The 26,305-nt window shown below is 38.2% G+C and carries 19 protein-coding genes and 1 tRNA gene; 5 read left to right on the top strand and 15 right to left on the bottom strand.

What is annotated here, in order from left to right:
* Position 1: 1 nt before the first annotated feature.
* Entirely contained in the window at positions 2-1,042 is a 1,041-nt protein-coding gene (locus tag HDE68_RS07185; protein WP_183880444.1) for an NAD(P)-dependent alcohol dehydrogenase, read from the top strand.
* A 123-nt stretch (positions 1,043-1,165) separates the two neighbouring features.
* Here the strand turns inward: HDE68_RS07185 and HDE68_RS07180 are convergent, their stop codons facing one another.
* Positions 1,166-1,531 carry a winged helix-turn-helix transcriptional regulator gene (locus HDE68_RS07180; RefSeq protein WP_260171677.1) on the bottom strand — a complete coding sequence of 122 codons (366 nt, stop codon included), beginning with the start codon at positions 1,529-1,531 and terminating at the stop codon, positions 1,166-1,168.
* A gap of 73 nt (positions 1,532-1,604) precedes the next feature.
* Here HDE68_RS07180 and HDE68_RS07175 point away from each other — a divergent pair, with 73 nt between their 5' ends.
* Positions 1,605-2,573 (top strand): aldo/keto reductase, encoded by a 969-nt coding sequence (locus HDE68_RS07175; RefSeq protein WP_183880442.1) that lies wholly within the window; start codon positions 1,605-1,607, stop codon positions 2,571-2,573.
* Positions 2,574-2,715: 142 nt separating this feature from the next.
* Here the strand turns inward: HDE68_RS07175 and HDE68_RS07170 are convergent, their stop codons facing one another.
* The 4 genes from HDE68_RS07170 to metG all read right to left on the bottom strand — a co-directional run bounded on the left by HDE68_RS07170 (position 2,716) and on the right by metG (position 6,271).
* Positions 2,716-3,075, bottom strand: coding sequence for a hypothetical protein (locus HDE68_RS07170; protein ID WP_183880440.1), 360 nt, complete (start codon positions 3,073-3,075; stop codon positions 2,716-2,718).
* 117 nt (positions 3,076-3,192) lie between these two features.
* Positions 3,193-3,822 (bottom strand): hypothetical protein, encoded by a 630-nt coding sequence (locus HDE68_RS07165; protein WP_183880438.1) that lies wholly within the window; start codon positions 3,820-3,822, stop codon positions 3,193-3,195.
* Positions 3,823-4,086: 264 nt separating this feature from the next.
* Positions 4,087-4,158: transfer RNA gene (locus HDE68_RS07160), tRNA-Arg, on the bottom strand.
* 4 nt (positions 4,159-4,162) lie between these two features.
* A complete protein-coding gene (gene metG, locus HDE68_RS07155; protein WP_260171676.1) occupies positions 4,163-6,271 on the bottom strand; it encodes a methionine--tRNA ligase in 2,109 nt (702 codons plus the stop codon).
* A 288-nt stretch (positions 6,272-6,559) separates the two neighbouring features.
* Between metG and HDE68_RS07150 the strand changes: the two genes are divergently transcribed.
* Complete coding sequence (locus HDE68_RS07150; protein WP_183880434.1) at positions 6,560-7,459, top strand: LD-carboxypeptidase; 900 nt, start codon at positions 6,560-6,562, stop codon at positions 7,457-7,459.
* Between the two features lie 73 nt (positions 7,460-7,532).
* On the opposite strand, the gene HDE68_RS07145 is transcribed toward HDE68_RS07150, so the two are convergent.
* The 7 genes from HDE68_RS07145 to HDE68_RS07115 all read right to left on the bottom strand — a co-directional run bounded on the left by HDE68_RS07145 (position 7,533) and on the right by HDE68_RS07115 (position 21,141).
* A complete protein-coding gene (locus tag HDE68_RS07145) occupies positions 7,533-9,014 on the bottom strand; it encodes a SusD/RagB family nutrient-binding outer membrane lipoprotein (RefSeq protein ID WP_183880432.1) in 1,482 nt (493 codons plus the stop codon).
* Positions 9,015-9,030: 16 nt separating this feature from the next.
* Entirely contained in the window at positions 9,031-12,297 is a 3,267-nt protein-coding gene (locus HDE68_RS07140; RefSeq protein ID WP_183880429.1) for a SusC/RagA family TonB-linked outer membrane protein, read from the bottom strand.
* Positions 12,298-12,536: 239 nt separating this feature from the next.
* Entirely contained in the window at positions 12,537-13,037 is a 501-nt protein-coding gene (locus HDE68_RS07135) for a lipid-binding protein (RefSeq protein WP_183880427.1), read from the bottom strand.
* Positions 13,038-13,051: 14 nt separating this feature from the next.
* Positions 13,052-13,702, bottom strand: coding sequence for a DUF5011 domain-containing protein (locus HDE68_RS07130; RefSeq protein ID WP_183880425.1), 651 nt, complete (start codon positions 13,700-13,702; stop codon positions 13,052-13,054).
* Between the two features lie 23 nt (positions 13,703-13,725).
* Positions 13,726-15,210: a SusD/RagB family nutrient-binding outer membrane lipoprotein gene (locus HDE68_RS07125; RefSeq protein ID WP_183880423.1), complete on the bottom strand. Its 1,485-nt coding sequence runs from the start codon at positions 15,208-15,210 to the stop codon at positions 13,726-13,728.
* Positions 15,211-15,222: 12 nt separating this feature from the next.
* Positions 15,223-18,420, bottom strand: coding sequence for a SusC/RagA family TonB-linked outer membrane protein (locus tag HDE68_RS07120; RefSeq protein WP_183880421.1), 3,198 nt, complete (start codon positions 18,418-18,420; stop codon positions 15,223-15,225).
* Positions 18,421-18,654: 234 nt separating this feature from the next.
* Entirely contained in the window at positions 18,655-21,141 is a 2,487-nt protein-coding gene (locus HDE68_RS07115) for a M14 metallopeptidase family protein (protein WP_183880420.1), read from the bottom strand.
* A 164-nt stretch (positions 21,142-21,305) separates the two neighbouring features.
* Between HDE68_RS07115 and HDE68_RS07110 the strand changes: the two genes are divergently transcribed.
* Positions 21,306-22,607, top strand: a complete 1,302-nt coding sequence (locus HDE68_RS07110; protein ID WP_183880409.1) for a UDP-N-acetylmuramoyl-tripeptide--D-alanyl-D-alanine ligase — start codon at positions 21,306-21,308, stop codon at positions 22,605-22,607.
* 126 nt (positions 22,608-22,733) lie between these two features.
* On the opposite strand, the gene HDE68_RS07105 is transcribed toward HDE68_RS07110, so the two are convergent.
* Genes HDE68_RS07105 through HDE68_RS07095 form a run of 3 tightly spaced genes read right to left on the bottom strand, consistent with a single transcriptional unit; the run spans position 22,734 to position 25,844 of the window.
* Positions 22,734-23,216: a gliding motility lipoprotein GldH gene (locus tag HDE68_RS07105; RefSeq protein WP_183880407.1), complete on the bottom strand. Its 483-nt coding sequence runs from the start codon at positions 23,214-23,216 to the stop codon at positions 22,734-22,736.
* On the bottom strand, positions 23,203-24,693 hold the full coding sequence (locus tag HDE68_RS07100) for a stage 0 sporulation family protein (RefSeq protein WP_183880405.1): 1,491 nt from the start codon (positions 24,691-24,693) through the stop codon (positions 23,203-23,205). The genes HDE68_RS07105 and HDE68_RS07100 overlap by 14 nt, the downstream gene beginning before the upstream one ends.
* Before the next feature lie 2 nt (positions 24,694-24,695).
* Positions 24,696-25,844, bottom strand: coding sequence for an ATP-binding protein (locus tag HDE68_RS07095; RefSeq protein WP_183880402.1), 1,149 nt, complete (start codon positions 25,842-25,844; stop codon positions 24,696-24,698).
* A 39-nt stretch (positions 25,845-25,883) separates the two neighbouring features.
* Between HDE68_RS07095 and ruvX the strand changes: the two genes are divergently transcribed.
* On the top strand, positions 25,884-26,300 hold the full coding sequence (gene ruvX / locus HDE68_RS07090; protein WP_183880400.1) for a Holliday junction resolvase RuvX: 417 nt from the start codon (positions 25,884-25,886) through the stop codon (positions 26,298-26,300).
* The last annotated feature ends 5 nt before the right edge of the window (positions 26,301-26,305 follow it).

Below are 26,305 nucleotides of genomic sequence, written 5' to 3'. Positions count from 1 at the left end.
CATGATACAAGCAAAAGGATATGCAGCACAGGATGCTCAAACAGACTTAGCTCCCTGGAATTTTGAACACAGGGAAGTCGGACCGCATGACGTCCAAATTGAAATATCATATTGTGGCGTTTGCCATTCTGACCTTCATCAGATTAAAAATGACTGGTTTCCGGGTGTATTCCCAATGGTCCCAGGACATGAGATTGTAGGTAAGATTGTTAAAGTAGGTGACCATGTAAAGAAATTCAGCGTAGGAGAACTTGCTGGTGTTGGCTGTATGGTCGATTCGTGTCAGATTTGTGAGAACTGCAAGGATGGTCTGGAGCAATACTGCCTGGAAGGAAGTACACAGACTTATAATAATATCGACAGATCAGGAGTGCCAACTTACGGTGGTTACTCTAACACAATTGTTGTTCGTGAAGAATTTGTATTGCACATTTCAGAGAAATTATCTCTGGCAGCAACAGCACCTTTACTTTGTGCAGGTATCACTACCTACTCACCTTTACGCCACTGGAAAGTTGGAAAAGGCCATAAACTTGCCGTTTTAGGTTTAGGTGGTTTAGGACACATGGGTGTTAAATTTGGTGTCGCTTTTGGCGCAGAGGTTACTGTATTAAGTACTTCTCCTGCTAAAGAGGCTGCTGCAAAAGAATTAGGCGCACATCACTTTGTAGTGACTTCAGACCCAGCTCAGCTTGAAGCAGTAAAAGGTTCATTTGACTTCATTTTAGATACTGTATCTGCTGTACATGATATGGATATGTATATTTCATTGTTGAGAACCAATGGTACACATATTTGTGTAGGTGTTCCTTCTGAGGCTTATGCAATCCAACCATTCTCGTTATTAGGGGGCCGCAAAAGTGTTGCAGGTTCAGGTATCGGAGGTATTGCTGAAACTCAGGAAATGCTTGATTTCTGCGCAGAACACGATATCGTTTCTGATGTTGAGGTTATTGACATTAAGGATATCACTGCATCTTACGAAAGGATGTTAAAAGGAGATGTTCGCTATAGGTTTGTTATTGATATGGCAACACTTTAGTTGTAAGATTTACATTTTGTAATTAACAATAAAAGCCACTGATTAGTGGCTTTTATTGTTAATTACAAAATAATACAGTTGCAGGCACTAAAGACTTTGAGTTCCAACCGCCAAAGGTGCAACCTATGACTGAAATAAGGGCTCCAGCACGTCGCGGTGAGTTTCACCCCATTGTGCGGTTACTTCTATTACAGGAATCAATGTCAGGCCCAACGCTGTGAGTTCGTATTCTACTTTTAAAGGTCGTTGGTTAAATATTGTTTTGGTAATAATACCAAGGTTTGTGAGTTGCTTCAGTTGAGTATCCAATAATCGGCGGGAAGCTTTAGGCATCCTGCGATGTAATTCACCTGGTCTTTTAATGCCATTGTAAATACACCATATCAGGTTGATTTTCCATTTCCCATTCATCACCTCCATAAAAAGGTGAAGGCCGCATTCAAATTGTATAGGTAGTTTCCTTTCATACATTCTACAAATATAGGTCATACTATTGTCTTATCTGATATGGCTGAATTCAGCTATACTTGACTTTATCTGCTTATACGGCGAGCTTTGAAATATGAAATATAAATTATTCGGAACACAATCAGGCCTTCCGGCCAGTGAGCTCGTTTTGGGAGCAGCAAGTTTTGGTGAACGTCGTGGGCATGGAGCCAATGCCGGCGAAATTTCAAAAATCCTGGCGGCTTACAAAGATGCAGGAGGCAATTTTATTGACGTTGCTGACCAATATCAACTTGGAGAAGCGGAAGCCATAGTTGGAGAATTTATTAAATCACAAAGACATAATTTCATTATCTGTACTAAATATACACGCAGTAGTGAGACGAATCCGGAACCCGCTAATCTGGGTAACCACCGCAAGGTTATACGTCAGTCTGTTGATGCCAGCCTGAAGCGACTGAATACTGATTATATTGATATTTATATGCCCCATTATGATGACGGTGTTACTCCGCTTGAAGAAACGATCCGGGGACTTGAGGATCTCGTTAAATCTGGTAAAATATTGTACACGGGACTGGCTAATTTTCCTGCATGGAAGGCATCGGCTATCGCCAGTATAATTCCGTTAACCGCTTTACAAATAGAATATAATCTTGTCCAACGAGCTGCAGACCGGGAGTTAATGACAATGGCTACCCACTTTGGACTGGGCACAATGTTATATTCTCCATTAGCAGGGGGATTGTTGACAGGCAAATATCGTAAAGGCGATACAGGTCGGCTAACACAGTCTGCACAGGGTAGTTTCAAAGAAGATATAGCTACCAAAACTATTATAGATCAGTTAGAATTGATAGCAGCAGAAGTTCAGGCAACACCGGGCCAGGTAGCATTAGCCTGGACACTGACTAAAAATGCTTTCCCTATAGTTGGGGCCCGTACACTCACTCATCTAACCGACAACTTAAAGGCGCTTAATATTCGTTTAAGCCACGATCAGGTTGAACGTTTAGAAAGCGTTAGCAGAATAACATTGGGCTATCCGCATGATCTTCTTAAAACGGTTCAAAAAATCTATTAATATTCAATTTACGGCTTCTTTTAAATCCAGGGATGATAACTGTGTCTACATGAGACATGGCTATCAAACTAATTTCCGTTGCAGCCTGTAAGTCAGAAAAGACAAAACATTTATCATTTCAATCTTAAATACTAATCCAATTTTATTTAATTCTTATATAATCAGCTTTTTCACCTTCATATTCAACAACTAAAGTATCTCCCTTAAAAGAATAATTAGAATCGAATTCTTCATTTGAGGTTGCTTTCCCTTTGTAAAAAATTTTATTCTTACTAAGTTTATAAGTCATTTTTGAAACAACCTGTTCACTTCCTTCCCCGGTTTTTTGAAAAAATTCACCCTTTTGAGTGAACTGTAAATACATTTTCCCGATGTATTTACCCGTTTTAGGAAGTTTTATATCTCCAACCCAATTACCAATGATTCTCTTTTCCTGATCTTTAGTTGCAGAATTACAACTCAAAAAGGTTAAAACGATTAATATGATTAGTTTTCCTTTCATCACTATAAGCAATCTTGTTTTTATTAGCTATAAAAAATATTAAAATCCTATATAAACTCTTCTTGTTCAGAATTTAAAACCCACCCATATTTTCAAGCCGATATTACTCCAGTTCTTTTAATATATTTTTTTATCGGAAAATTTGAAATCCTGAAGTTTCGGCAAAGGTCTGATTAAAACTATTTTTTTCCTTTTACTTAATATCCCCCCTGAATCTGACCTATCATCAGTTTCGGTTCTGAGCCCCGAGATTAAGTTAAATTCAGTTTCTGTAAAAATAGTATATTCGTCAATATATCCTTTCGTTTCATCATGAGTAAACTTTTTAACCTTAATTAATTCAAAATTGCCATTGTTATATTTGAAATCGTAAGTAATGTTTCCCCCTTCAATTTCACTCCACATTCTCAAAATCCCTTTTTCAATAAAAAAACTTGGAATTTGGTATCCATTAGGCTTCCCTTGCTTTTCAACAGGATATTGTGGCTCAATTACTTTGGTTGAAGATACAGCTAAAGTCAATTTTCCATTTGGCTGAGATAGAAAAACTTGAAATCTTAGTGGCCTGGTTTCATCTGTTAAATCCATTTTCACCGTTATTCTGTCCATTTTACCATCATTATTTAAGTCGCCTTTTTCTTCTCTTACCAGATAAGTATAATTGCCTTTATTTTTAATATTTTGAGCAGATGAATTCATTTGGACTGAAATTAAAATACATAAAAAGTATAGATAAAGGCTTTTCATAATTTTCAGTTTATTTATTTTTACTTTTTTAACTGACGGCTAACTCATGAATATACGGAACATTCATAACTCCCGGATAAAAAAAAGTCGTTAAAATGCATGAATTAAGTCTTGTCCGAACGATCCTTTTGCTCTCAGTAAGTAATCCATCGAGGTTGAATATATTATGGGGTTAGTACATTACTAAAGTCAATACTTATACATAACTTCAAGCCCCCTGAAGCAAAAAAGCCAGCAGTTATATATAACTGCTGGCTAAATAAGTGGTCCCGACGAGAATCGAACTCATATCTCAAGTTTAGGAAACTTCTATTCTATCCGTTGAACTACGGGACCTGTACTACCTGATTACACTTCCATTCGCATGGTTTTGTAAAGGCGACACAAAAGTAAGTTTTCCATCTGAATTTTCAGACATTAAAATCATTCCCTGAGATAAAATTCCTTTGATCTCTCTTGGTGCAAGGTTAATCAGTAAGCTAACCTGCTGACCAATTACCTCTTCAGGAGTAAAATATTCTGCAATTCCTGAAACCACCGTACGTTCATCCAATCCCGTATTCAGCGTAAGTTTCAGTAATTTTTTAGTCTTTTCCACCTTTTCGGCAGCAATAATCGTTGCTACACGGATATCCATGGCACTAAACTGTTCGAAATCTATATTTTCTTTAGCAGGAGCAACCACAACATTAGCTGCGATATTATCGACCTTACTCTGGTTTAACTTATCAATCTGAGCCTGAACATCAGTATCTTCTACCTTTTCAAACAATAAAGCAGTTTCATTTAACTGATGATCTGCCTGTAATAACCCCATTTGACCAGCATCTCCCCATAAATGACTTTCATGGTTCAGCATGCCCTTTAATTTTGCAGCTGTAAACGGCAAAAATGGCTCTATCAGAATCTCCAGACTTGCAACAATCTGTAAACTGATATTTAATATTGTTCTTACCCGGTTTTCATCAGTTTTAATAACTTTCCATGGTTCAGTTTCCGCCAGGTATTTATTTCCTAAACGTGCAACATTCATCACCTCTGTTAAAGCCTCTCTGAATCTGTAAGTCTCTATAGAGGCGCCGATTTTAGCAGGATATAAAGCCAGCTCATCAATTACCAGCTGATCTTGCTCATTCAGCTCCATTAGAGCAGGCACCTTGCCATCAAAGTACTTATGTGTAAGAACAGTCACCCTATTGATGAAATTGCCTAATACAGCAACTAATTCGTTATTATTTCTAGCCTGAAAATCTTTCCAGGTAAAATCATTATCCTTGGTTTCCGGAGCAGTTGAAGTCAGGACATAACGTAACACGTCCTGTTTATCCTTAAATTCAAGCAAATATTCATTTAACCATACAGCCCAGTTTTTAGAAGTAGAAATTTTCTGTCCTTCTAAATTTAAAAATTCATTCGCAGGAACATTATCAGCCAGAGTATAATCACCATGAGCCATTAACATGGCCGGAAAAATAATACAATGGAATACGATATTGTCCTTTCCGATAAAATGAACCAGTTTAGTCGTATCATCTTTCCAGTAATCTTCCCAGTTTCCCTGAGCCGCTTCATCCTTATTCAGATAATACTCATCTGCCTTAGGATTTACGCCTGCAGTACCGGAAAAACGGAATAATTCTTTAGTTGCAGAAATATAACCAATAGGTGCGTCAAACCACACATACAAGACCTTACCCTCAGCATCTTTTACAGGAACTTTTACACCCCAGTCCAGATCCCTGGTCATCGCTCTTGGCTGTAAACCGGCATTTAACCAGCTATGACACTGACCAGAAACATTCGGTTTCCACTCCTTGTGTCCTTCAATATAAGCTCTTAACTGATCTTCATACTTTTCTAATGGAAGAAACCAGTTCTTCGTCTCTCTGCGAACAGGAGGCTCACCAGACAGCGTTGACTTTGGATTAATCAGATCAGTCGCATTTAAAGTACTCCCACAGTTCTCACACTGATCTCCATAAGCATTCTCGTTACCACACTTTGGACAAGTCCCGGTGATATAACGATCTGCAAGGAAAGTCTGTGCTTTTTCATCATAATACTGTTCTGTTACCTCTTCAGTAAAGACACCCTTATCATAAAGAGTTTTAAAGAAATCAGATGCGGTTTCATGATGCATTTCAGAAGAAGTACGGTGATAGATATCAAAAGACACACCGAACTCTCTAAAAGAATCCCCTATAATTTTATGATATTTGTCAACTACAACTTGCGGAGTAACTCCTTCCTTTTTGGCCTTTAATGTAATAGGAACACCATTTTCATCAGAACCACAAATAAATTTAACATCTCTTTTATTCGAACGAAGGTAACGCACATAAGTATCAGCAGGTAAATAAACACCGGCTAAATGCCCAATGTGTACAGGACCATTCGTATAGGGTAATGCCGCCGTAACGGTATATCTTTTTATTTTACTGTTATCCAAAACTATCTTTATTATTTTATCAAAGATAAGAGTTTTGCAGCTGATTAAACAGCCGCCCCACTTAAAAAGGAAGACAAAATTCATCTGAAAAATCAATTGAACAGGTGGCCGGTATTATTTTTCTAATAACCTTTAAATTCGCGATAACCACACATCCTAAATTTGAGCTAACAATTTCAACGGAAGGATATCTGCAGACACCGTACCTTATAGGTAACAAACGATTTACTTATATTACCAGAATTTAAGACAATTTATATTCTTTTGCACTGATTAAGAATTTATCCGATGAACATACAACCGCCATACCTAAAAAAAGGAGACAAAATTGCCATTGTCTGCCCTGCAAATAAATTAAGGAAATCTATAGCTCCTGCGATAGCGCTATTAGAGAGCTGGGGGCTTGAAGTGATAACCGGAAAAAGTATCACTGGTGATCATTTTAACTTTGCAGGAGATGACGCGCTAAGGACAGCAGATCTGCAGACATTTGTAGACGATAGCAGTATAAAAGCCATTCTTGCGGCCAGGGGAGGCTATGGGGGTATCAGGATTATTGACCAGATAGATTTTAGCGCATTTAATAGAAATCCCAAATGGATTGCGGGCTTTAGTGATATCACAACCTTTCTTTCCCATACACTGGCTGCATTGCATACGCAAAGTATCCATGGACAAATGCCAGCTTCTTTTGAAACCGGAAGCGCAAATTCTATAGAAACGCTAAGAAAGGCCCTATTCGGAGAAGAACTCAATTACACTTATAAAAGTACCATCACAAACCGTCCGGGACATACAGAGGGAGTTTTAATAGGAGGAAACCTTTCGATCCTGGTTGCTATGCAAGGCTCAGTTTCTGAAATGGATTATACAGATAAGATTTTATTTCTGGAGGATGTAGGAGAACAGGAATACGCAATAGACAGAATGCTGCGCATGTTGAAACGGAGCGGAAAATTAGCTCATCTGAGGGGCTTGATTATTGGAAGCTTCAATGGCATCAAACCACAGGAAATTCCCTTTGGACAAACGCCTGAAGAACTGATTCTTGAAATTGTCTCTGAATATAATTACCCGGTCTGTTTCAATTTTCCCGTTGGTCATATAGAAGATAACCAGGCACTGATCGTTGGCAGCACAGCTATACTTCATGTTCAGACACATGAAGTCATATTATCTTATCAATAATTACCAAAAATAAAGACATAAAAAAAGAGGCCGTCTACAGACGGCCTCTTTTTTTATGTTCCAATTGGAATGATTACTTTTTAGCAGCCCACCAAACAGGAGTATACAAAGGTATATTACCTGGGAAGTTACTGTTTGAAAGTGCTTCAGAACTTGGATATAACATACGTTGTGGCATTCTGCCTGCTCCTAATTGAGAAGCTGCAGACGTAACAAGGAATGTTGGGAATCCTGTTCTGCGATAGTCAGTCCAAGCTTCAAAACCCTGAGTACCATTTAAAGCATAGTATTTCTGAGTAATGATTGCTTTAACTTTATCTTCAACGCTAACAGCACTTGTTAAAGCTAACAATCCGTCCGGAGCAGCTGCAGTATAAGCTGCCGCATCTGCTGGGTTTCCTGTAGCAGCGAAACTTGCAGCGATTCCTTTAGTATATAATCCGTTGATATCACCAGTAGCATATCCTCTGGCAACCGCTTCTGCCTGTAAGAAATAACTCTCAGCAGCTGAGAAGAATTTAACCGGAGCAGTAGCTGATGCTGCATTTAATGGGTTCGCACCAACTAATCCTGCCGGAACAGATACAACTGCACCTGCATTAGCTGAGTAGCTACCTTGAGGAATTGCTGTAATCTTAGTCTGATCACCACCAGCAATCGGATCATAGAATTTAAGCACCCTTGTATCATTGTTTCTCACATAATTATCAACGGCTGTACTACTTGCTACTAAATTCTGCGTTTTGCTCAATGCAACCATCTCATTATAAAGTGGGTTTTCATTACCACCGATAGTTAAATACTTAATTGCCGCATCAGTTGTCAGGAAAGCTGGGCCTGTTGCATATAAAGCAGCAATACCAGCACTAGCTTTAGTTGGGTTAACATAAGCTAATCTTAAATAAGCTTTAAGTTTTAAAGTATTTGCAAATGCTTTCCACTGTGTAGTGTTTCCAGCAAAAACAACATCCTGAGAACCTGGAGAAACAGATGCAGTTACGTTTAACAAAGCAACACCTTTATCAATAAATTTAAAGATACTATCATAAACTACCTCTTGTTTCTGATAATGAGGTGCAGGATATAGTGTGTAATTTACAGCTTCAGCTACTGGAATATCACCAAAAGCATCAGTAGTAACCTGAACAGTATATGCTTTCATCAAATAAGCAATACCTTTTGTGTATTCAGTACTAGGAAGAGTGCTATTAATGATCGCCTCAGAATTTACCAGTGAGTTACGGTAAATAGTTAACCATGGTCTGTCAAAAGCAGTGTTAGCCAGGTTATACTGATCAATCGTTTTGTACTGTGATGAGTTTGGACTTTGTGTCCAGTACTGAGCCCAGATACCACCATAAACCTGAAATGCATTTCCGACAATCTGTCCCATTGCAGCTTGTACAGTAGGTAAAAGCAAGTTCGGGTCAGCGCTATCCGGATTGTTAGGGTTTTGGTTTATATCCAAATATTTTTTACAGCCAGAGAATCCAACCATGGCGATAAAAAGCAGAAGTATGATCTGCTTAGGATTAATATTTTTATTCGTTCTCATATTAATTGAGTTTTTTTTAGAATGAAACTTTTAGATTAACACCGTAGTTACGCAGTGAAGGTTGTGCAGTAAAGTCAAAACCTTGTAAGTTACCAGCACCAGCAGAGTTAACTTCCGGATCAGCAAATTGATTCGAGTTTGGAGTCCAGATAAATAAGTTATTACCGAAAACACCGATCGATAATGCACCGAATGGAGTACGTCTTAACTGATCTTTAGTAAATGCGTAAGAAATATTTGCTGAACGCATTTTCACATAAGAAGCGTCAACAATGTTTGTTCCTGGATTTAAGCTTCCACTATAGTAATCCTGTTTGTTATAAGTAATAGAAGTATTAGGAACACTATTACCGTTAGCATCCAAAGTAACAGAGTTAGGCCAGATCTGATTGAATCTGTCTCCTCCTGTTTCAGCAGAAGCTCCAACAAATGCCAATGTACCTTTAGTTCTTGAATAGAAAACACCACCGTGTTTAATGTCAAATAACACTCCGAAAGTAACTTGTTTAAAACGGAAGTTTGTTCCGAATGAAGCTTGATATTTAGGGTTGTAACTTCCTAAGTATTGTGCTTTAGAAGTTGGTAAAGGACGACCAGTTTTAGCATCAACAACAGTTCTGCCTTGTGCGTCTCTTAAATTATCAACTGCATAAAACTCACCATATGGTCTGCCTACAGCAGCAACAGCAGTAATACCAGAAGCTCCACCAAGAGAGATTTGTTCAACACCTGGCATTAGAGATACTACTAAACTGTTATTTTTAGTAAACGTACCATAAAGTTCCCAGTTTACATTTGTTGATTTAATAACTGTTCCTCTTAAACTTAACTCAACACCTTTATTCTGAATCTCACCAGCATTTACCAATGCGAAACCATATCCTGTAGAGTTAGGAATTGGAACACTGATAATCTGATCTTTTGAATTATTTTTATAATAACTGAAATCCACAGAAACTCTGCCGTCTAAAAATCCAAGTTCTGTACCTACCTCAAAAGAACTGGTTTTCTCTGGTCTAAGTTCGTTGTTTCCAATTGTAGAACTTGCAGATAATCCTGGCACGTTACCAAATGGGAAAGTTGTGTTACCAAAGTTACCGCTGATTACTGTTCTGCCGTATGTAGTAGCTAACTGATAAGGATCAGTATCATTACCTACCTGAGCCCAGCTTGATCTAAGTTTACCATAGCTTAACCAGTTATTAATTGATGAGCTTTTTAATAATTCAGAGAATACAAATGAAGCACTAACACTTGGGTAAAAGAATGAGTTGTTTTTAACTGGCAAAGTAGAAGACCAGTCATTTCTAGCAGTTCCTTCTAAGAAAAGGTAGTTTTTGTAAGACAAGTTTAAATCTGCATAAAGACCTACTAATCTTCTTCTGCTGATGTTATCCTGAATCACGTTAACCGGACCATTACTGTTCGCAAGGTTATACCATCCTGGAACTACTAAACCTCCGGATGCATTTGTTGCAGTTAAAAGTGAAGTCACTGATCTTTGACGAACGTTGTTACCGATCATGAATGATCCTTCAAAATCCTCATTGAATTTATGACGGGCAGTAATCATTAAATCGTGTACTAACTCAGTAATATTGTATTGGTCGATTTCATATGAACCAGTACCTGTTCTGATATTACTTGCAGTATATGGTGCATTTGCAGCACCAGGTGCAGGGATAAAGCTATATTTTGGAGCTAATGTTCTACGACGGTCAGTATAAGTATCAATACCAACTCTTTCTGTTACATCTAACCATTTTAATGGTTTATAAGCAACGTTAACATTACCTGTTATACGGCTTACATCATCAAAGTTATCAAAGTTTTGAAGAACCCAGTATGGATTTAATGTATAAGCACCATAGTATCCATATGAATTTTTCTGAACAACACCATTGGCATCAGTATAACCATAGCCATTATATTTGTTGGTCAAATCTTTTAAACCTACTAAACTAATATCTCTTGGTGTTTGTAATACGTTATTAAATACAGATGAACTACCCTGACCACCAGCAACCTGGTTAGCATTTATTTTATTGTAGTTGAAAGATACACCCGCAGTAAACTTATTGCTAAGATCAGCTGTACCATTAAATCTAACACCGTATTTATTAAAGACATCTTTATTACCCGGGAAAACTCCATTAGAGTTTAAACCGTTTAAGCCTAAATAAAAAGTTGTTTTATCGCCACCACCTGAAAAGGTTAAGTTGTTATCTGTTGAGAATCCTGTATCAAAGAAATCACGCACATTGTTTTTAATAGCAGAGTATGATTTTGTCTGACGAACTCCGTCAATAGACTGACCCCAAGGTTGAACTACTCCAGTAAAAGGAGCACCCCAGCTACCATTCTCTCTAAGGTCTCCGTTATAAACCGGCTGACCGTTTACAAAAATAGGAGCTCCTGTTTTTGGATCCGGCTGATAATAACCCTGACCATATTCATTTTGGAAATCAGGTAATTTCAATACTGAAGAAAACGTATTTGAAGTGTTAAAAGTAATAGAAGTCTTATCAGCATTTTTAGTACCACCTTTAGTTGTGATGATCAAGGCACCGTTTGATGCACGTGATCCATAAAGAGCAGCCGCAGCAGGGCCTTTCAATACTGTAACCGAAGCAATATCATCAGGATTGATATCATTACCTCTGTTTCCAAAGTCAACACTTGATAAAACAGATGCACCACCAATCTGACTTGTATTATCAACAGGAACCCCGTCAACAACAATAAGCGCCTGGTTAGATCCACCAATTGAAGATCCTCCACGAAGAACGATTCTTGATGAACTACCTGGTGAGTTAGAAGTACTTGTGATATTTACACCCGCTACTTTACCTGCTAAAGAGTTAATCGCACTTGGGCTACCACTTTCAGTCAATTCTCCAGCCTTAATAGTTGGTGCAGAGTAACCTAAAGTTCTTTTCTCTCTTTTAATAGCATTCGCAGTTACAACGATCTCACCTAATGATTTAGAGTCAGATGATAAACTAACGCTAATTACGTTTCCTGCTCTAAGTGGAACAGATTGTGACACATAGCCAATTGAAGTGAATTCCAATGCTGTAGCTCCAGCTGGAATTTTAACTGCGTACTTTCCGTCAGCGCCAGTTTGAGCTCCACCTTGGGCTCCTCTGATTTTCACACTGACACCAGGAATTGGCTGTCCATCATCCTTTCCTGTAACAGTACCAGTTATTGTTCTGTCCTGAGCCCATGCGGCTGCAGCAAGCGACAAGAACAAGAATAAACTTAGTATAAGTTTTTTCATAAAAAAATTTGTCTAGGTTATTAATAAGTTAATTGGGTCCTAATATAAGTTAAAATATCATAATTAGTATCTTTTTACTCCATTTTTGCGTGTTTTGATATAAAAAGCAGAGGTTATTACTTCGCAAGTAAAAGGTTAAACTCAGAGCAAAAAATTAAAGCCTCTATAGGTATTTTTTTAAAGAAAAACCCCGTATAGCTTGTTAAAGCATACGGGGTTTTGATAGAAAAACCAGTTATTTAGTGGTCATCTTCGGCAAATCTGGTTCTTGCATACCCTTTTACCTGATAAATTACAGAAGGATTGCTATCGACAGTAATATCAAAAGAAATAGCATCAGTAACAGCTTTAGATACTGGTCCAACAGTACCATTTGTTACAACTTTACCGTTTTTTACAGTTATTTTTCTTGAATTGCGCGTATCATCTCCACTGGTAAGATTGAAACTTTTGCTACCTAAGTCAACATTCACCTTAGCCAGAAAACCAATTACATTTTTATCAGTTGCACTCATGTTCAACCACATTAATGTAGATGAGTTATCTGAAGTATTGTAGGTTGAGACAGGAGAATAAGTATTAAAAGGCTTGATCACCGTACCTGACGGATCAACAGTCTGCACTTGAACAAACCATTCGTTAGCCATTACCTGAACTGCAGTTCCCCCCGGATCTTCATCCTTTTTACAGGATGCCAAACTTAACACGCATAGTGTTAATATATATAAGTATTTTTTCATTTTCAATCTATTAATTACTGTTTAACAAAAGTAAGAGCGACAGGTTTGTATTCCAAATTAACAATACCCCACGTATATGAGCCCGCAATTGGATCATAACTCTCATTTGTGGTACTGATTGGCGTACCATCATCAGACAACTGAACAGGAACATGAATTGTATTTCCTGTTGGATTAAAAGCAATAAGAGTCAATGCTAATCCATTTCCAGCAGGATCTGTAACTGAATACACACCAGGAGCCAGTTTTGTCCAGACAGATGCTTGCTCATCCCCATCTGAATAGGTACCAGAAAGATCATTTGCAGCAGCATCTGCTTTTGTATCATAAACAATTACAGTTCTTGTTACAGCAGTAGAAAAACCATCGCTATTTGTGGCGGTATAAGTTATAGGATATACCCCAGCAGTATTTACATCAACTGTCCCCTTAATTACAGGAGTCAGTGCAGTTTTTCCTTCCAGTGCGGTTACACCCGGATCAGTAAAGGCTGTTCCCTTCACAAGCAGAACCGTTGCATCTCCTTTAAGTGCTATCGTCGCATAAACTGTTATTTTTGAGCCACCTACATGTCCATCTGGATAATTATAAGTAGGTTCTTTCTCACAAGAACTTATCGTCAGACTCAGGATACCTAAGCCAATGATTGCTATATATTTTTTCATCGTCTATTTTAAATTAGGTGCAATTATTTACCCCACCACACTTTAGTTGTGATTGGAACTACTGCCGGAGTATTCTTATTCCTGTCAGTTGCTGCTGCAGGAAAAACTAATCTCCTTGGAAATAAACCTGCAGTAACAGAATTTGGAGTCAGCACCAATTGTCCCGGGATATAAGCCGCATTAGTTGAGTACACAGGACTGAATTTAGGATAACCTGTACGCTGTTGCTCAAAGAAAGCTTCGATATCATGTGTTCCAGTAAATGACGCCCACTTTTGAGTGATAATTGCTTCTATTTTATTTTCAAGTGACCCTGTTGCAGGATAAGCATAAGTCGCAGCCAAATCTCCGCTAAGTGTTTGTCCAGCCTGATCAAATGCAGCCTGCAACCCTTTGTCATAAGCATCTTTAGCACCTGCACCCGCTGCATAACGCTCCAGGGCCTCAGCCTGCAGAAAATATGATTCTGCTTTAGTAATAAACCATACCGGATCTTTAGCCGACTGAACAAGTACAGTAGCATCACCGTAAGTAGGCTGCTGTGCTGATGTAGCTGCAAAGTCGCCCTGATGCATAGGAATAATTGGGTCTGTACCAAAATAGTTAACAATTCTAGGGTCATTCTTTTGTGTTAACCAGCTTACAAACGTTACACTTGCTCTTAAATTAGTCGAAGTATTTAAGCGTCTGATATTGTATTCATAGAAAGGATTACTATTATTTGGCGTGCCGCTCCAGGTCTTGATTCCTGCATCCGTAGATAAAAACACCGCATTTTCCTGAAATAATTTATTAATTCCAGCCTGCGCCGCCGTTGGATTAGCATTAATCATTCGCAGGTACATTTTTAGTTTTAGCGTATTAGCGAACTGTTTCCACAGGTTCATATCTCCGTGAAATACAAAGTCTGTATTTTTCTGTGTAGCTGTTAATGCTGTTCCGCCCAGGAAATCTTTGGCTAAAGCAGCATCGATTTCCGCTAATAAAGCTGTATAAATTGCATCTCCATTATCAAATTTAGGCTGCAGGTTAGCTGCGCCCTGAAATGCTTCAGTATAAGGAACCTTATCGTATAAATCTACAAGAACCTGAAAAGAATATGCTTTCATTACTGTAGCCATCAGGTTATATTTCCAGTCACTACGCTCTATTGACTTTTTAAGTGTCAGGTCATAATCCATTAATGCCCCGCTAAACATCTCCGTATAAGGAACTGTGACAGAAACATCATTTTTTGTCAAATTGTAAGAATCAATATTTTTATATTGATTCGAAGCCTGAGCTTGTGTAAAATATTGAGACCAGATACCTCCCACAATAGCTAATTGCCCACCTACAACCGCTGTAGTTGACATAACAGCAGAAGGAAATAACACCTCAGGTGTAGCATTCTCAACTAATGGATTATTTGGATCTGTATTTACATCCAAGGTTTTTTTACACCCAAAGGAAAGCAGTAGAATTGCTGAAAATATCAGCGTATTATATTTAAAATTAGTCTTTTTCATCTTTCTTTTGATTTAGAATGTAACTTTTAACGTAGCACCAAAGAACCTTACCGGAGGCGCTGTTCTGAATTCACCGAATTCACTTGTTAAATCGTTACCGTAGTTAGAAACTTCAGGGTCAATTGTTTGATTTGAAGCCGGCAACCAGGTAATTAAGTTTCTGCCAAATACACCTACATTGATACGTTCAGCTCCTATTTTATTTGCTGCACCTTTAGGTAAAGTATAGTTCAGAGTTACCTCTCTCAATTTCAGGAAGGATTTACTTAAAATTCTGTTTTTGTAAACCAATGCTCTGTTTGTAGTAGGATAATAGTAATCATCTATATTTCCTTCTGTAATTCTGGTTGTATTCTCTATATAAGTAGTTTTACCATTTGCATCAATCACCTGTTTTACTGAATTAGGCACAATGAAAGGTCTGCGATCATTATAAAGTGTTTTCTTATCGGCACCTACGAAGTTTAACAAATCGGCTGTTCCTGAATAGAACACACCACCTTTTTGCCAGTCAAACGTAAAACCTAAATTAAAGTTCTTATAAGTAAATGAGTTAGACAAACCCATAGAGAAGTCACGCTGCATTGATCCGTAGTTACCATTATCAGCTGCAACTATCGGGAATCCATTGTTACCTACAACTATTCTTCCCTGAGGATCATAAACTGGAACAGGAGCAAGGAAAGTTCCCATTGGCTGACCAACTTCTGCAACAAATTGCGCATCATAAGCAGCATTAATAATCACCTTATTTAATCCCGCAGGCAATTCAAGAACAAGATTTCTATCTCTTGAGAACGTGTACATCAGATTCCACTGGAAATCTCTGGTCACAATTGGTTTAGCATTTAAAGTAACCTCTATACCTCTGTTTCTTACCTTACCAAAGTTTAAATAAGAGAAAGTATAACCAGATGCAGGATCAATAGGAACCGCAAGAACCTGATCCTTTCTGATTCTGTTGTAATAAGTCACATCCAAACCAATTCTGTCTTTAAAGAATCTGATCTCTGTACCAAATTCACCCTCACTCACTCTTTCTGGTTTCAGGTCGGCGTTTCTTAAAGTATTAGAAACAGAGAATCCTGGTACACCCTGAACAGGGAAAGTAATTACTGGCTGGCCAGGAATATTACTTGTACCTATCGGAATATTAGTTCTTGTGATTACATTATTTATTCTGAATGGGTCTGTATCACTACCTGTCTGACCATAACTGGCTCTTAATTTCAGGAAGCTGATTGGTGTTTTAGAAAGGTCAAATAATTCGGAAGCAAGAAAAGATAAACTGGCTGCAGGATAGAAATAACTGTTTTTACCTGGAGCTAATGTTGAAGACCAGTCATTTCTGCCTGTTACTGTTAAATACAAGAATTTATCATAGCCTAAAGTAGCCTGAGCATAAGCACCAAACAATCTTCTGTGTGATTCTTGTTCTGTACTAACTGGATTGTTTGAGCTGTTACTAATATCAAAGAATCCAGGAATCGCTAGATCTTCAACTGTAGTTGTCAGATATCTAAATCCTCTGTCATTATAATTGGCTCCAACTAAACCGTCTAAATCAAATTTAGAACTTAGTTTTTTATTAAAAATTAAATTTAGTTTAGTATCATACTCAAAAGTCTTATAAGAGCCTTCCATCACATTACCTACATCAGGAGCTCTTTTAGATCCCTCAACGTTTCCTCCGTCATTATAACTGCCTGGTGAAGGCGCATTTTTATTATGCCATATTTTCACCTGAGAATTACTGATGTCTCCACCTTGTTGTAACTGAATATTCAACCAGTCGTTCACTTTGTAATTCATATTGATATTACCATAAACACGGTCGCTTTTATTTCTGCTACCATTTTCATAAAGTGCGTAATAAGGGTTTTCAGCATAAGGAGTGAAGTAGTTATCTACGTTAAAGAACTTATTTTTGTAGTCTCTGAAGTCTTTAATATTAATATCTACTGGTATCTGCAGGATTTCCTCATAAAATGAAGACCCGATTCCAGAGTCACCACCACCACCACTCACAAATCTTTGATTTTTGCCTACATAGTTCATTGAACCATCAATGCTGAAGTTCTTATACTTTGTAGATCCCTTTAAAGTAACGTTGTTACGTTTATAAGAATCCGCATCTGTTGGCAGATAACCATTACTATTTATATTACCATAAGCAAAGTAAAAAGTAGAACTTTCATTACCACCACTGATTGCAAGGTTATTATTTAACTCCAGACCATTTGTTAATGCATTACGTACGTTATCCTTCACAAAAGAAAATGGTTTTACCAATTGAGTCCCGTCAACAACAGCACCCCATGATCTCATCACACCATCCAGTTTAGGGCCCCAGTTACCATTTTCAGATGGAATATAAGTTGCATCCCAACCATTTCCGAAAACTTCCTGTGGTTTGTATAGTGATGCAACCTGCGTAATTGTTGTTGCAGAAGAGAAGTCTACCTGGAAAGAACCTGCTTTACCTTTTTTAGTCGTAATTAAAATTACACCGCTGGATCCCCTTGATCCGTAAAGCGCTGTAGCTGCTGATCCTTTCAGCACACTCATGCTCTCAATATTGTTAGGATCAATATCATTCGCACTGTTACCAAAGTCATAATTATCATTAGAACCTGCAGTAGAGTTATCCAAAGGAACACCATCAATTACATAAAGAGGCTGATTACTTCCTGTAATAGAAGAAAAACCTCTTAAAATAACTTTAGTAGATCCACCTGGAGAACCAGAAGTATTTGAAATGGTTGCTCCGGCAATTTTACCTTGTAAACCACCAACTAAACTTACTGAAGCAGATTTATTAATCTCTTCCGATTTAACTGTGGTTTCTGCATAACCGATTGTTTTTTTCGCTTTACTAATACCAAGAGCGGTTACCACAACTTCACCTAAAGATTGTGAATCTTGTATTAATAAAACAGTGTAATTACTACCCGTACCTACTGTAACGGCCTGGCGGGTATAACCCACTGAAGAGAATTCTAATACAGCACCTGTACCTGCTTTAATGGAAAATTTTCCATCTGATCCGGTCGCAGCACCATTTGCTGTACCTTTTACTTTTACTGATACTCCAGGAATAGGAAGATTATCATCCTTTCCTTTCACTGTACCAGTTACTATCCGGTCCTGTGCGACTGCAACACCTGCAATGACTAGAAACACGAATAAACTTAGTATAAGTTTTTTCATAGATTAATTATTTATTAAGTTAGTTAATAATTGAAGATCTAAGATAGATTTTTACAAATGTTGATTTAGCTGGAAACTAAAAAGTTATAGCAAAATGACTTTTAAATGACAATATGATATAGGACCATGCATACGAAACATGAAACCCACAAAAGCAAATCTCACAAAATATTATATTGCATGAAGCTAAAACAATAGAATTATTGTTTAAACAAGCATTAAAGCCCGCTTAGATCAGAAAACAAGGAATATAGTATTTACAAAAAGTTGCTTTCCACTTTCCCAGAAAGAGCGAAACAACAAATTACCAGAGAGGTAAACAATATTTCCTTTACCTGCAGGCTGTACACCAAATAACATCCCCTGAGAAAGCTTTTCCTGCACGTTTTTACCAGCGATACCTGTCACATAAGCATCTTGCTTAAGTGTACCGACATTCCAGCCTTTTAGCAAAGGCTCATAAATTTTATCATCTGTTTTTAAAGTATAATAGATATCCCCTAAGCCAATAGCAAAAGGATGACTCTTATCCAATGTAACTTTATATATAGCACCTGGAATAGCATCAGCCGAATTATCCTTGTCTTTTTCCTTATAAATCCGGGAAAAGACCTCTTTTTCAGTTTTTACTACCGGCTCCTTTTTTTTAATATCAAAAGGCTTAACCCCTGCAACACTCGAAATCGCGTCCTCCATTAAAATTACTTTTCCACCCAGATTAATCCAGTCTTCCAGTTTTTCCATATTTCTGCGTGCATAAGCCCCGTCAGGCAAAATCAAAACATTTGTCGCAGCCAGATCCAGACTTCCTATATTCTGCTCTGTGATGATGTTCAGCGGATAATTCAATTCCTGTTCAAAGAAATGCCAAACCTCTCCAAAACTCTGAGAAGAAATATCAGTCCCCGCAACCATAGTAACTTTTGGAACAGGAAGTAAAGGATACACAGAAGAACCAAAATCTTTTCCCTTTTCCACATAGCTGGTGGATATTGGGATAAATGCTTTCCTGAATTTTCTGGAAAACGCAATAATATCTGTCTCAATTAACTTGTTGAGCTTCTCATTTTCAGCCCTGTAAACCAGCAATGACCCTGCCTGATGAATTTTACCACCTACAGTAAAAGCCTGTTCGGCAATACGTACCTTAATATTAGCCCGGTGCAGCGCGATTAAAACCTGTGCATCTTCGACTGCGTCCCAGGATAAAATCCAGCCATAAGGTTTTGTCAGCACCACAGCACTATCCTTTTTGGGTTCAAGATCAGGAAATTCACCATTAAAAAGTTCTTTACAGCCATAAGCACTCAGATTATAAGCATAAGGCAATGCCCAGGCTGTAATATCATAAGTATTCGAATCTGTTACGACAGTCTGAGGTTCAAAAAGTACGTTGGCCAAAACTGATGCCGGCTGTTTAAGGTTAATGACCATATCATTTCTTCCAACCCTGAAAAGAACCGTCTTCTTTGTCGCAAAATTAAAACCTGTCATTGTTTTATCTCCGCCAAATGCATATTTGATATTATTCTTTGTTAACAGGACAGCCATTTTTTTCATCCTGCTCAGATTATCAGCTTTTACAACATAGGTTTTATATAATCCAGGAGGATAAGCTGCTGCCTGCGAAAAATATTTTTTAAATTCAGCGACAAGTCTATAAGCATTCTCAGATACTGTTTCTAATGTAGCCAGCCCGGTGGTCAGATGATGATTAATGCGGTCTTTTAAAGTCAGCGTATCTCCATTTGCGATAACGACAGCTAATCCTGCACCTATTCCGCCCTGCTCATATGTCATTCCAATCGCACCATTATATAATGGGTAAGTATCTCCATAAGAAGGATATAATAAATCAAACCGCTCTTTTGTAAAGTACTGCCATCCGTTTTTATCAAAATACCGGGCATTATTCTTTCCTGCTATAATTTGAAATTCACGCTGAAAAGCGGTGATATCCTGGTGTACAGGCTCGGCTGCAGGAGCAAAGTAATAAGGCTCATTGTAACTTTGTTCATGAAAATCTATATGTACTTCTGGCATCCATTGATGATACAAAGCTACACGCGCCCTGGTTTCAACTTGTGATTGCCATGCCCAATCCCGGTTAAGATCGAAATAATAATGATTTGGACGGCCTCCGGGCCAGGGTTCATAATGCTCTCTGGAAAGAGGGCTTACATCAGGCATAAGCCCTGCTACTGAATTATAATAGTTAACGTATCGTTCTCTTCCATCAGGGTTCAGACAAGGGTCAATAATTACAATCGTATTCTTCAGCCAGTCTTTTGCCTGCCTGTTTACACCTTCAGCTAAATTATAAAGCATTCTCATTGCGGTTTCTGATGAACTTGCTTCATTTCCATGAACATTATAGCTCAACCACAAAATTGCAGGCTGCTTATTAATATTTACCTGTCCGCCTTCTGCCTTACTTAAACCCAAATTATTTTTTCTAAGCTGTTCCAGGTTCTCCATATTCTCTTTGGAAGAGACTACAGCAACTACTAGCTCCCGGTTCTCATAGCTTTTACCGTAACTGATCAGTTTAATATTACTGTCTGTGCCTGCCAGATATTTAAAATAAGCAAGAATCTGATAATGTGCGGTAAATTTTGTTCCCAAAGGATAACCTAAAAAAGCATCCGGAGATTTCACCTGTGCCTGAATAACCGTAAAGCAGAACAACAATGATAAAAATGAGAGTATACTTTTTTTCATTAGGGTATATGTTTTAGCAGGCTGGGCTTATCAGGTTCTTAGTCCTGTTTAATTAAGATTGATTAATTTCAAACTAATCTTAACACCAAAGTACTAAAGAATATTTTTTGTTTGTAATCCATAATGTAATTTTACCCACAATTATACCAACAACCTCATCAGCTATGTCCCAGATTGAATCTATTTATCAGCACTACCTGTCAAATGCAATTATTTGTACGGATACCAGGAAGATTAGTGCAGGCTGTTTATTCTTCGCTTTAAAAGGAGAGCATTTTGATGCCAACACTTTTGCAGCTGAAGCTTTGAAACAGGGTGCGGCATTCGCTGTTATAGACAATGCAGACTACAAGTTAAATGAGCAGTGTATTTTAGTCCCGGATGTATTGACTGCTTTACAGGATTTAGCCCGCCACCACAGGTCACAGCTACATATTCCTGTTATTGGCCTTACTGGAAGTAACGGAAAAACTACAACTAAAGAACTGATCAATGCAATACTTTCAGAAAAATATAAAACCTTTGCTACAAAAGGAAATCTGAATAATCATATTGGTGTTCCATTATCAATCCTGTCAATTTCAAAGGATACAGAAATTGCAATAATTGAAATGGGAGCAAATCACCAGAAAGAAATTGAGTTTTTATGTACCATTGCCCAGCCAACCCATGGAATGATCACCAACATAGGTATGGCGCATTTAGATGGATTTGGTGGATTTGAAGGTGTTAAAAAGGGTAAAGCCGAATTGTTCAGTCACCTGAAAAACACAGATGGTATTGCTTTTATCAATCGTGACAATCCTTATATTATAGAAATGAGCATTGCCGCAGGTTTAACTCATCTTGTTTATTATGGAACAGCCGGAGAAAATGCGGTTACCGGGCAGTTATTAAAGTCAGATCCGCTGATTGAACTGGCCTGGAAAAAACAAGAACAAATATTCCAGGTTAAAGCAAACCTGACAGGGGCCTATAATTTTGAAAATATTCTGGCGGCAATCTGTATTGCTTCCTTCTTTGAGCTTAGCCCCGACCAGATCAATCAGGGTTTAACGGGATATTTCCCTAATAATAACCGTTCACAACTAACCAAAACAGCTACGAATACGGTTATTTGTGACTTCTATAATGCGAATCCAAGCAGTATGGCTGCTGCATTAGGTAATATCTCTATACTAAATGCTAAAAATAAAGTAGCCATTATAGGTGATATGTTTGAATTAGGACCGGAAACAGAAAAACAGCATGAGGAAATAGCAGCTCTGGCTGAAAAATCAGGACTGGATACCGTTATTTTTATTGGCAAGTATTTTTACGCCTTTAAAGATCAGTTTGAAGGTCTGTTTTTTAACACCCCGCAAGATACAGAGCGCTGGCTTAAAGATAACCCTATAAAAGATAGCCTCGTCTTACTAAAGGGTTCCAGAGGAATGGCCCTGGAGCAATTATTACCAATTTTATAGGGATAAGACAAGTCTCAGATCTGCCATAGTAACCTTACCAAACTACCAGAAAACGCCATAATTCTATAAAAAAATCCGGCTGTCTGCACAACCGGATTTTTCTATAAACAGCAATAAATTCTGACTTTATTTTTCTGGGATTCCAGAAACCATGATGCCAACATCACTGATTTCCTTTAACGGATTATCACGCATGTTTTGCTCTATCTCAATATTATATTTCCCGGAAGCCGGAAAATTATAATTCGTTAATAAAGGAAGAACATAAGTATATAAGTTACCGGATCCTTTACCCAACCACTGTCCGTCTGACTCAGCAAGCTTATATTCATAACGCCGGGTAATTTTAGGCAACCCAGGCCCGCTTAAAGTCATTAAAATATAAATATTAGAATACCTGTAATCTGCAGTATGTCTGAGCTTAAAACGAAGGGAAACAGGTTTTGCAGGATCTTTAATCTCTGCAATGCCTTTAATCTTATTCACATAGCTCCAGTTACGCTGAGGCATTTCTTCATTCGTATCAATCAGGTTATTTGTATTACATCCCATCAGCCCTGTTGCCAGCACACTGAAAAATAAGCATACAAAAAGTTTAATTTTCTTCATTCTTTGGCTTATCCGTTGGTTTGTTACGTCTGCGGTTATTCCTTGACCTGTTATTCCTGCTTGCAGAAGGGGCTTTAACAACTTCTCCATCTTCCGTTTTGACAGCTTCCGGAGCTTTCTTTACCTCTTGATTTTTTCTGTTTTCTACAGGTTTTTGATTAGACTGAGCTGCCTTTTGTCCTTGAGGCCCGGGTTTAACACCTGGCTGACCTGGTTTAACTCCGGGTTGTCCCGCCTTTACGCCACCCTGATTTGGTTTCACAGCAGGTTGCCCGGCCTTTACTGCTGGTTGTCCTGGCTTAACATTACGCTCAGGCCGGTTTGGATTATTATTTTTATTCCTGTTATTGTTATTTCTTGCGTTTTTATTCTTTGGTTTATCATCCAGACGTGTTAAACTATCCTGACCAACCACATTTTCATAATCAGGTGTTTTTTCAACAAAAACAGTTGTTGCCAGCTCTACCGCTTCATCTTTTAAATTAACCGGTTTCTGACCTTTTTTGTTCATCGCCATGATTTCTTTTACACGGTCTACTTTCAATGGGATCCAGTCTTCCTGATTCGGGTAACTGAACCACATTAATTTCTTAAAAATATCCGTTTTCTGATGACGCGCAGTACCAATTTCAGTCTGAAGGTTTTCTACGCGATCCGGGATATCCTTTAAAGCATCAAGATAGGTATCCAGCTCATAATTCAGACAGCATTTCAGTTTACCGCATTGTCCGGCAAGTTTTAACGTGTTCAAAGAAAGGTTTTGATATCTTGCTGCCGCAGTAGATACTGTCTTGAAATTAGTTAACCAGGTAGAACAGCATAATTCACGGCCGCATGAACCAATTCCACCCAATCTTCCTGCTTCCTGACGCATTCCAATTTGCCTCATTTCAATCCTTATCCGGAAAGTTTCGGCCATTTTCTTGATCAGTTCCCTGAAATCTACCCGCCCTTCGGCAGTATAGAAAAAAGTTGCTTTAGTTTTATCACCCTGATAATCCACATCACTGATTTTCATGGAAAGACGCAAATCAAGAGCCAGTGTACGGGCTTTATGCATAGTTTCCCACTCCAGATCTTTGGCCAGTTTCCACTTATCTACATCGGCCTCTGTGGCCTTTCTGTAGACTTTACGGGTAACCTGATCCATTGGTGTTTTACGGCGTTTCATCTGCATCCTTACCAATTCTCCGGTTAAAGAGACATGGCCTATATCATATCCGCCAGTAGATCCTTCTACGGCAATCAGTTCCCCGATTTCCAGATAAATATTATCAGTATTCAGATAAAATTCTTTTCTCGCACCTTTGAATTTAACCTCTATAACCTCGAAAGGTTTATAATTAGAAGGCATGTCAAGATTAGACAGCCAATCGTAAACTTCCATTTTCTGACAACCTCCGGTAAGGCATGAGCCATTACTTTTGCAGCCTGAGGGGGCGCAACCGCCACCTGTAGAACAACTTCCACATCCCATAACTAATTGTATATATGTTGAGTCCCTTTCGGGAGCGTTTTAAACTTGATTATTTTTACTAATTGTAAAGATACATCTAAAAATAGTATTTTCGGATTAGCGTTACGTTCTATATGATAATGTGCTTGCTCCAGCTCTGTAATAATAGCAGAAGCCATATTCAGATCAAGCACGTGTTTACTTAACTTTTGTGCCGTATCGAGTGTTCTGGCCGGCAATTTCACTAAACTATCTGCTCCGCTCATTAGCAAACTGCACTCCCTTAAAAAGCTGATACCGTATTTTAAAAAATTCTTTTGATTTTCTCTTCCCCAGGTTGCAGCCTGATCTACAAAATTCACCAGATCCAGCACCTTATTACCATAACCCATTCGTAACCATTCTGCAAAAACCTCTGCATTGTCATTATGAGACTGGGCAACCTGCAATTTAGCCTCAATTAAATTGCCATCAGCCAGAAAACTATAAGTCGATGCCTGTTCTCCGGAAATATTGTTATTGCCGATCAGATAGTTTTCTATCGTTTGCGAAGAAAGTTTGGGAATTTTAACAATTTGCGTTCTTGACAGCAAAGTGGAAAGGATATGCTCCTGATTATTGGCCACCAATAAGAATAAAGTATTAGCAGGTGGTTCTTCAATAATTTTCAACAGCGAATTCCCTTCTTTTTCCAGATATTCAGGGAGCCACATAATTAAAACCTTCGTCTCTGCCTCAAAAGCTTTATAGCTTAATTTCTTAATGATATCGTGACATTCGGCAATATTTATATTTGCCTGTTTATTATCGGCACTTAGCTGTTGTCTCCAGATGTCAAGATCGAAATATGGGTCTGCCAAAAGCATTGTTCTCCATTCTTCCAGTACATCGACAGCAATTTTAACATCCTTCGATGCAAAAAATGGATAAGAGAAATGTAAGTCGGGATGAATGTATCTTTCGTACTTGCGACAAGACGAACAAACGCCACAGCTATCTGTAGCCGACTTATCTAAACAATTGATATACTGCGCATAAGCAATAGCAAGAGGTAAAGCCCCAGTGCCTTCGGCAGAGAGAAATAACTGAGCATGACTTACCCTGTTTTCAACAACTGTCTGTATCAGCTGACGCTTAATTTCCTCTTGTCCGACGATCTCTTTAAACTGCATTTGGTGCAAAATAGTAAATTTATAACAATCTTTGCAGCTATGCCCCGTATTATCGCATTTGATTATGGTACCAAACGTATCGGCATCGCCGTTACAGATCCCCTGCAAATTATTGCTACAGGACTGGATACCATACACCCAAAAGATATTGTCGAATATTTGAAAAAATATCTGCTGACTGAACAGGTAGAAGCCTTTGTGATTGGTGAGCCTAAACAAATGGATGGCACGCCATCCGAATCAGCACAGCATGTCAGAGGTTTTTCCACGACGCTGAAAAAAAACTTCCCGGATATCCCGCAGCACTGGGTTGACGAACGTTTTACTTCTAAACTTGCCCATCAGACCATCATGCAGAGTGGCCTTAAAAAACAGGACCGCCGTAATAAAGAAAGGGTAGATACGATCGCTGCAACAATTATTTTACAATATTTCATGGAAGAACACCGTTTATAGAACAT

Origin of the sequence: Pedobacter cryoconitis, from assembly GCF_014200605.1 — a bacterium.
In the GTDB taxonomy this organism is placed as follows: domain Bacteria; phylum Bacteroidota; class Bacteroidia; order Sphingobacteriales; family Sphingobacteriaceae; genus Pedobacter; species Pedobacter cryoconitis_B.
The sequence above is the reverse complement of the archived record's forward strand: the minus strand, read 5'-3'. Positions and strand labels throughout refer to the sequence as shown.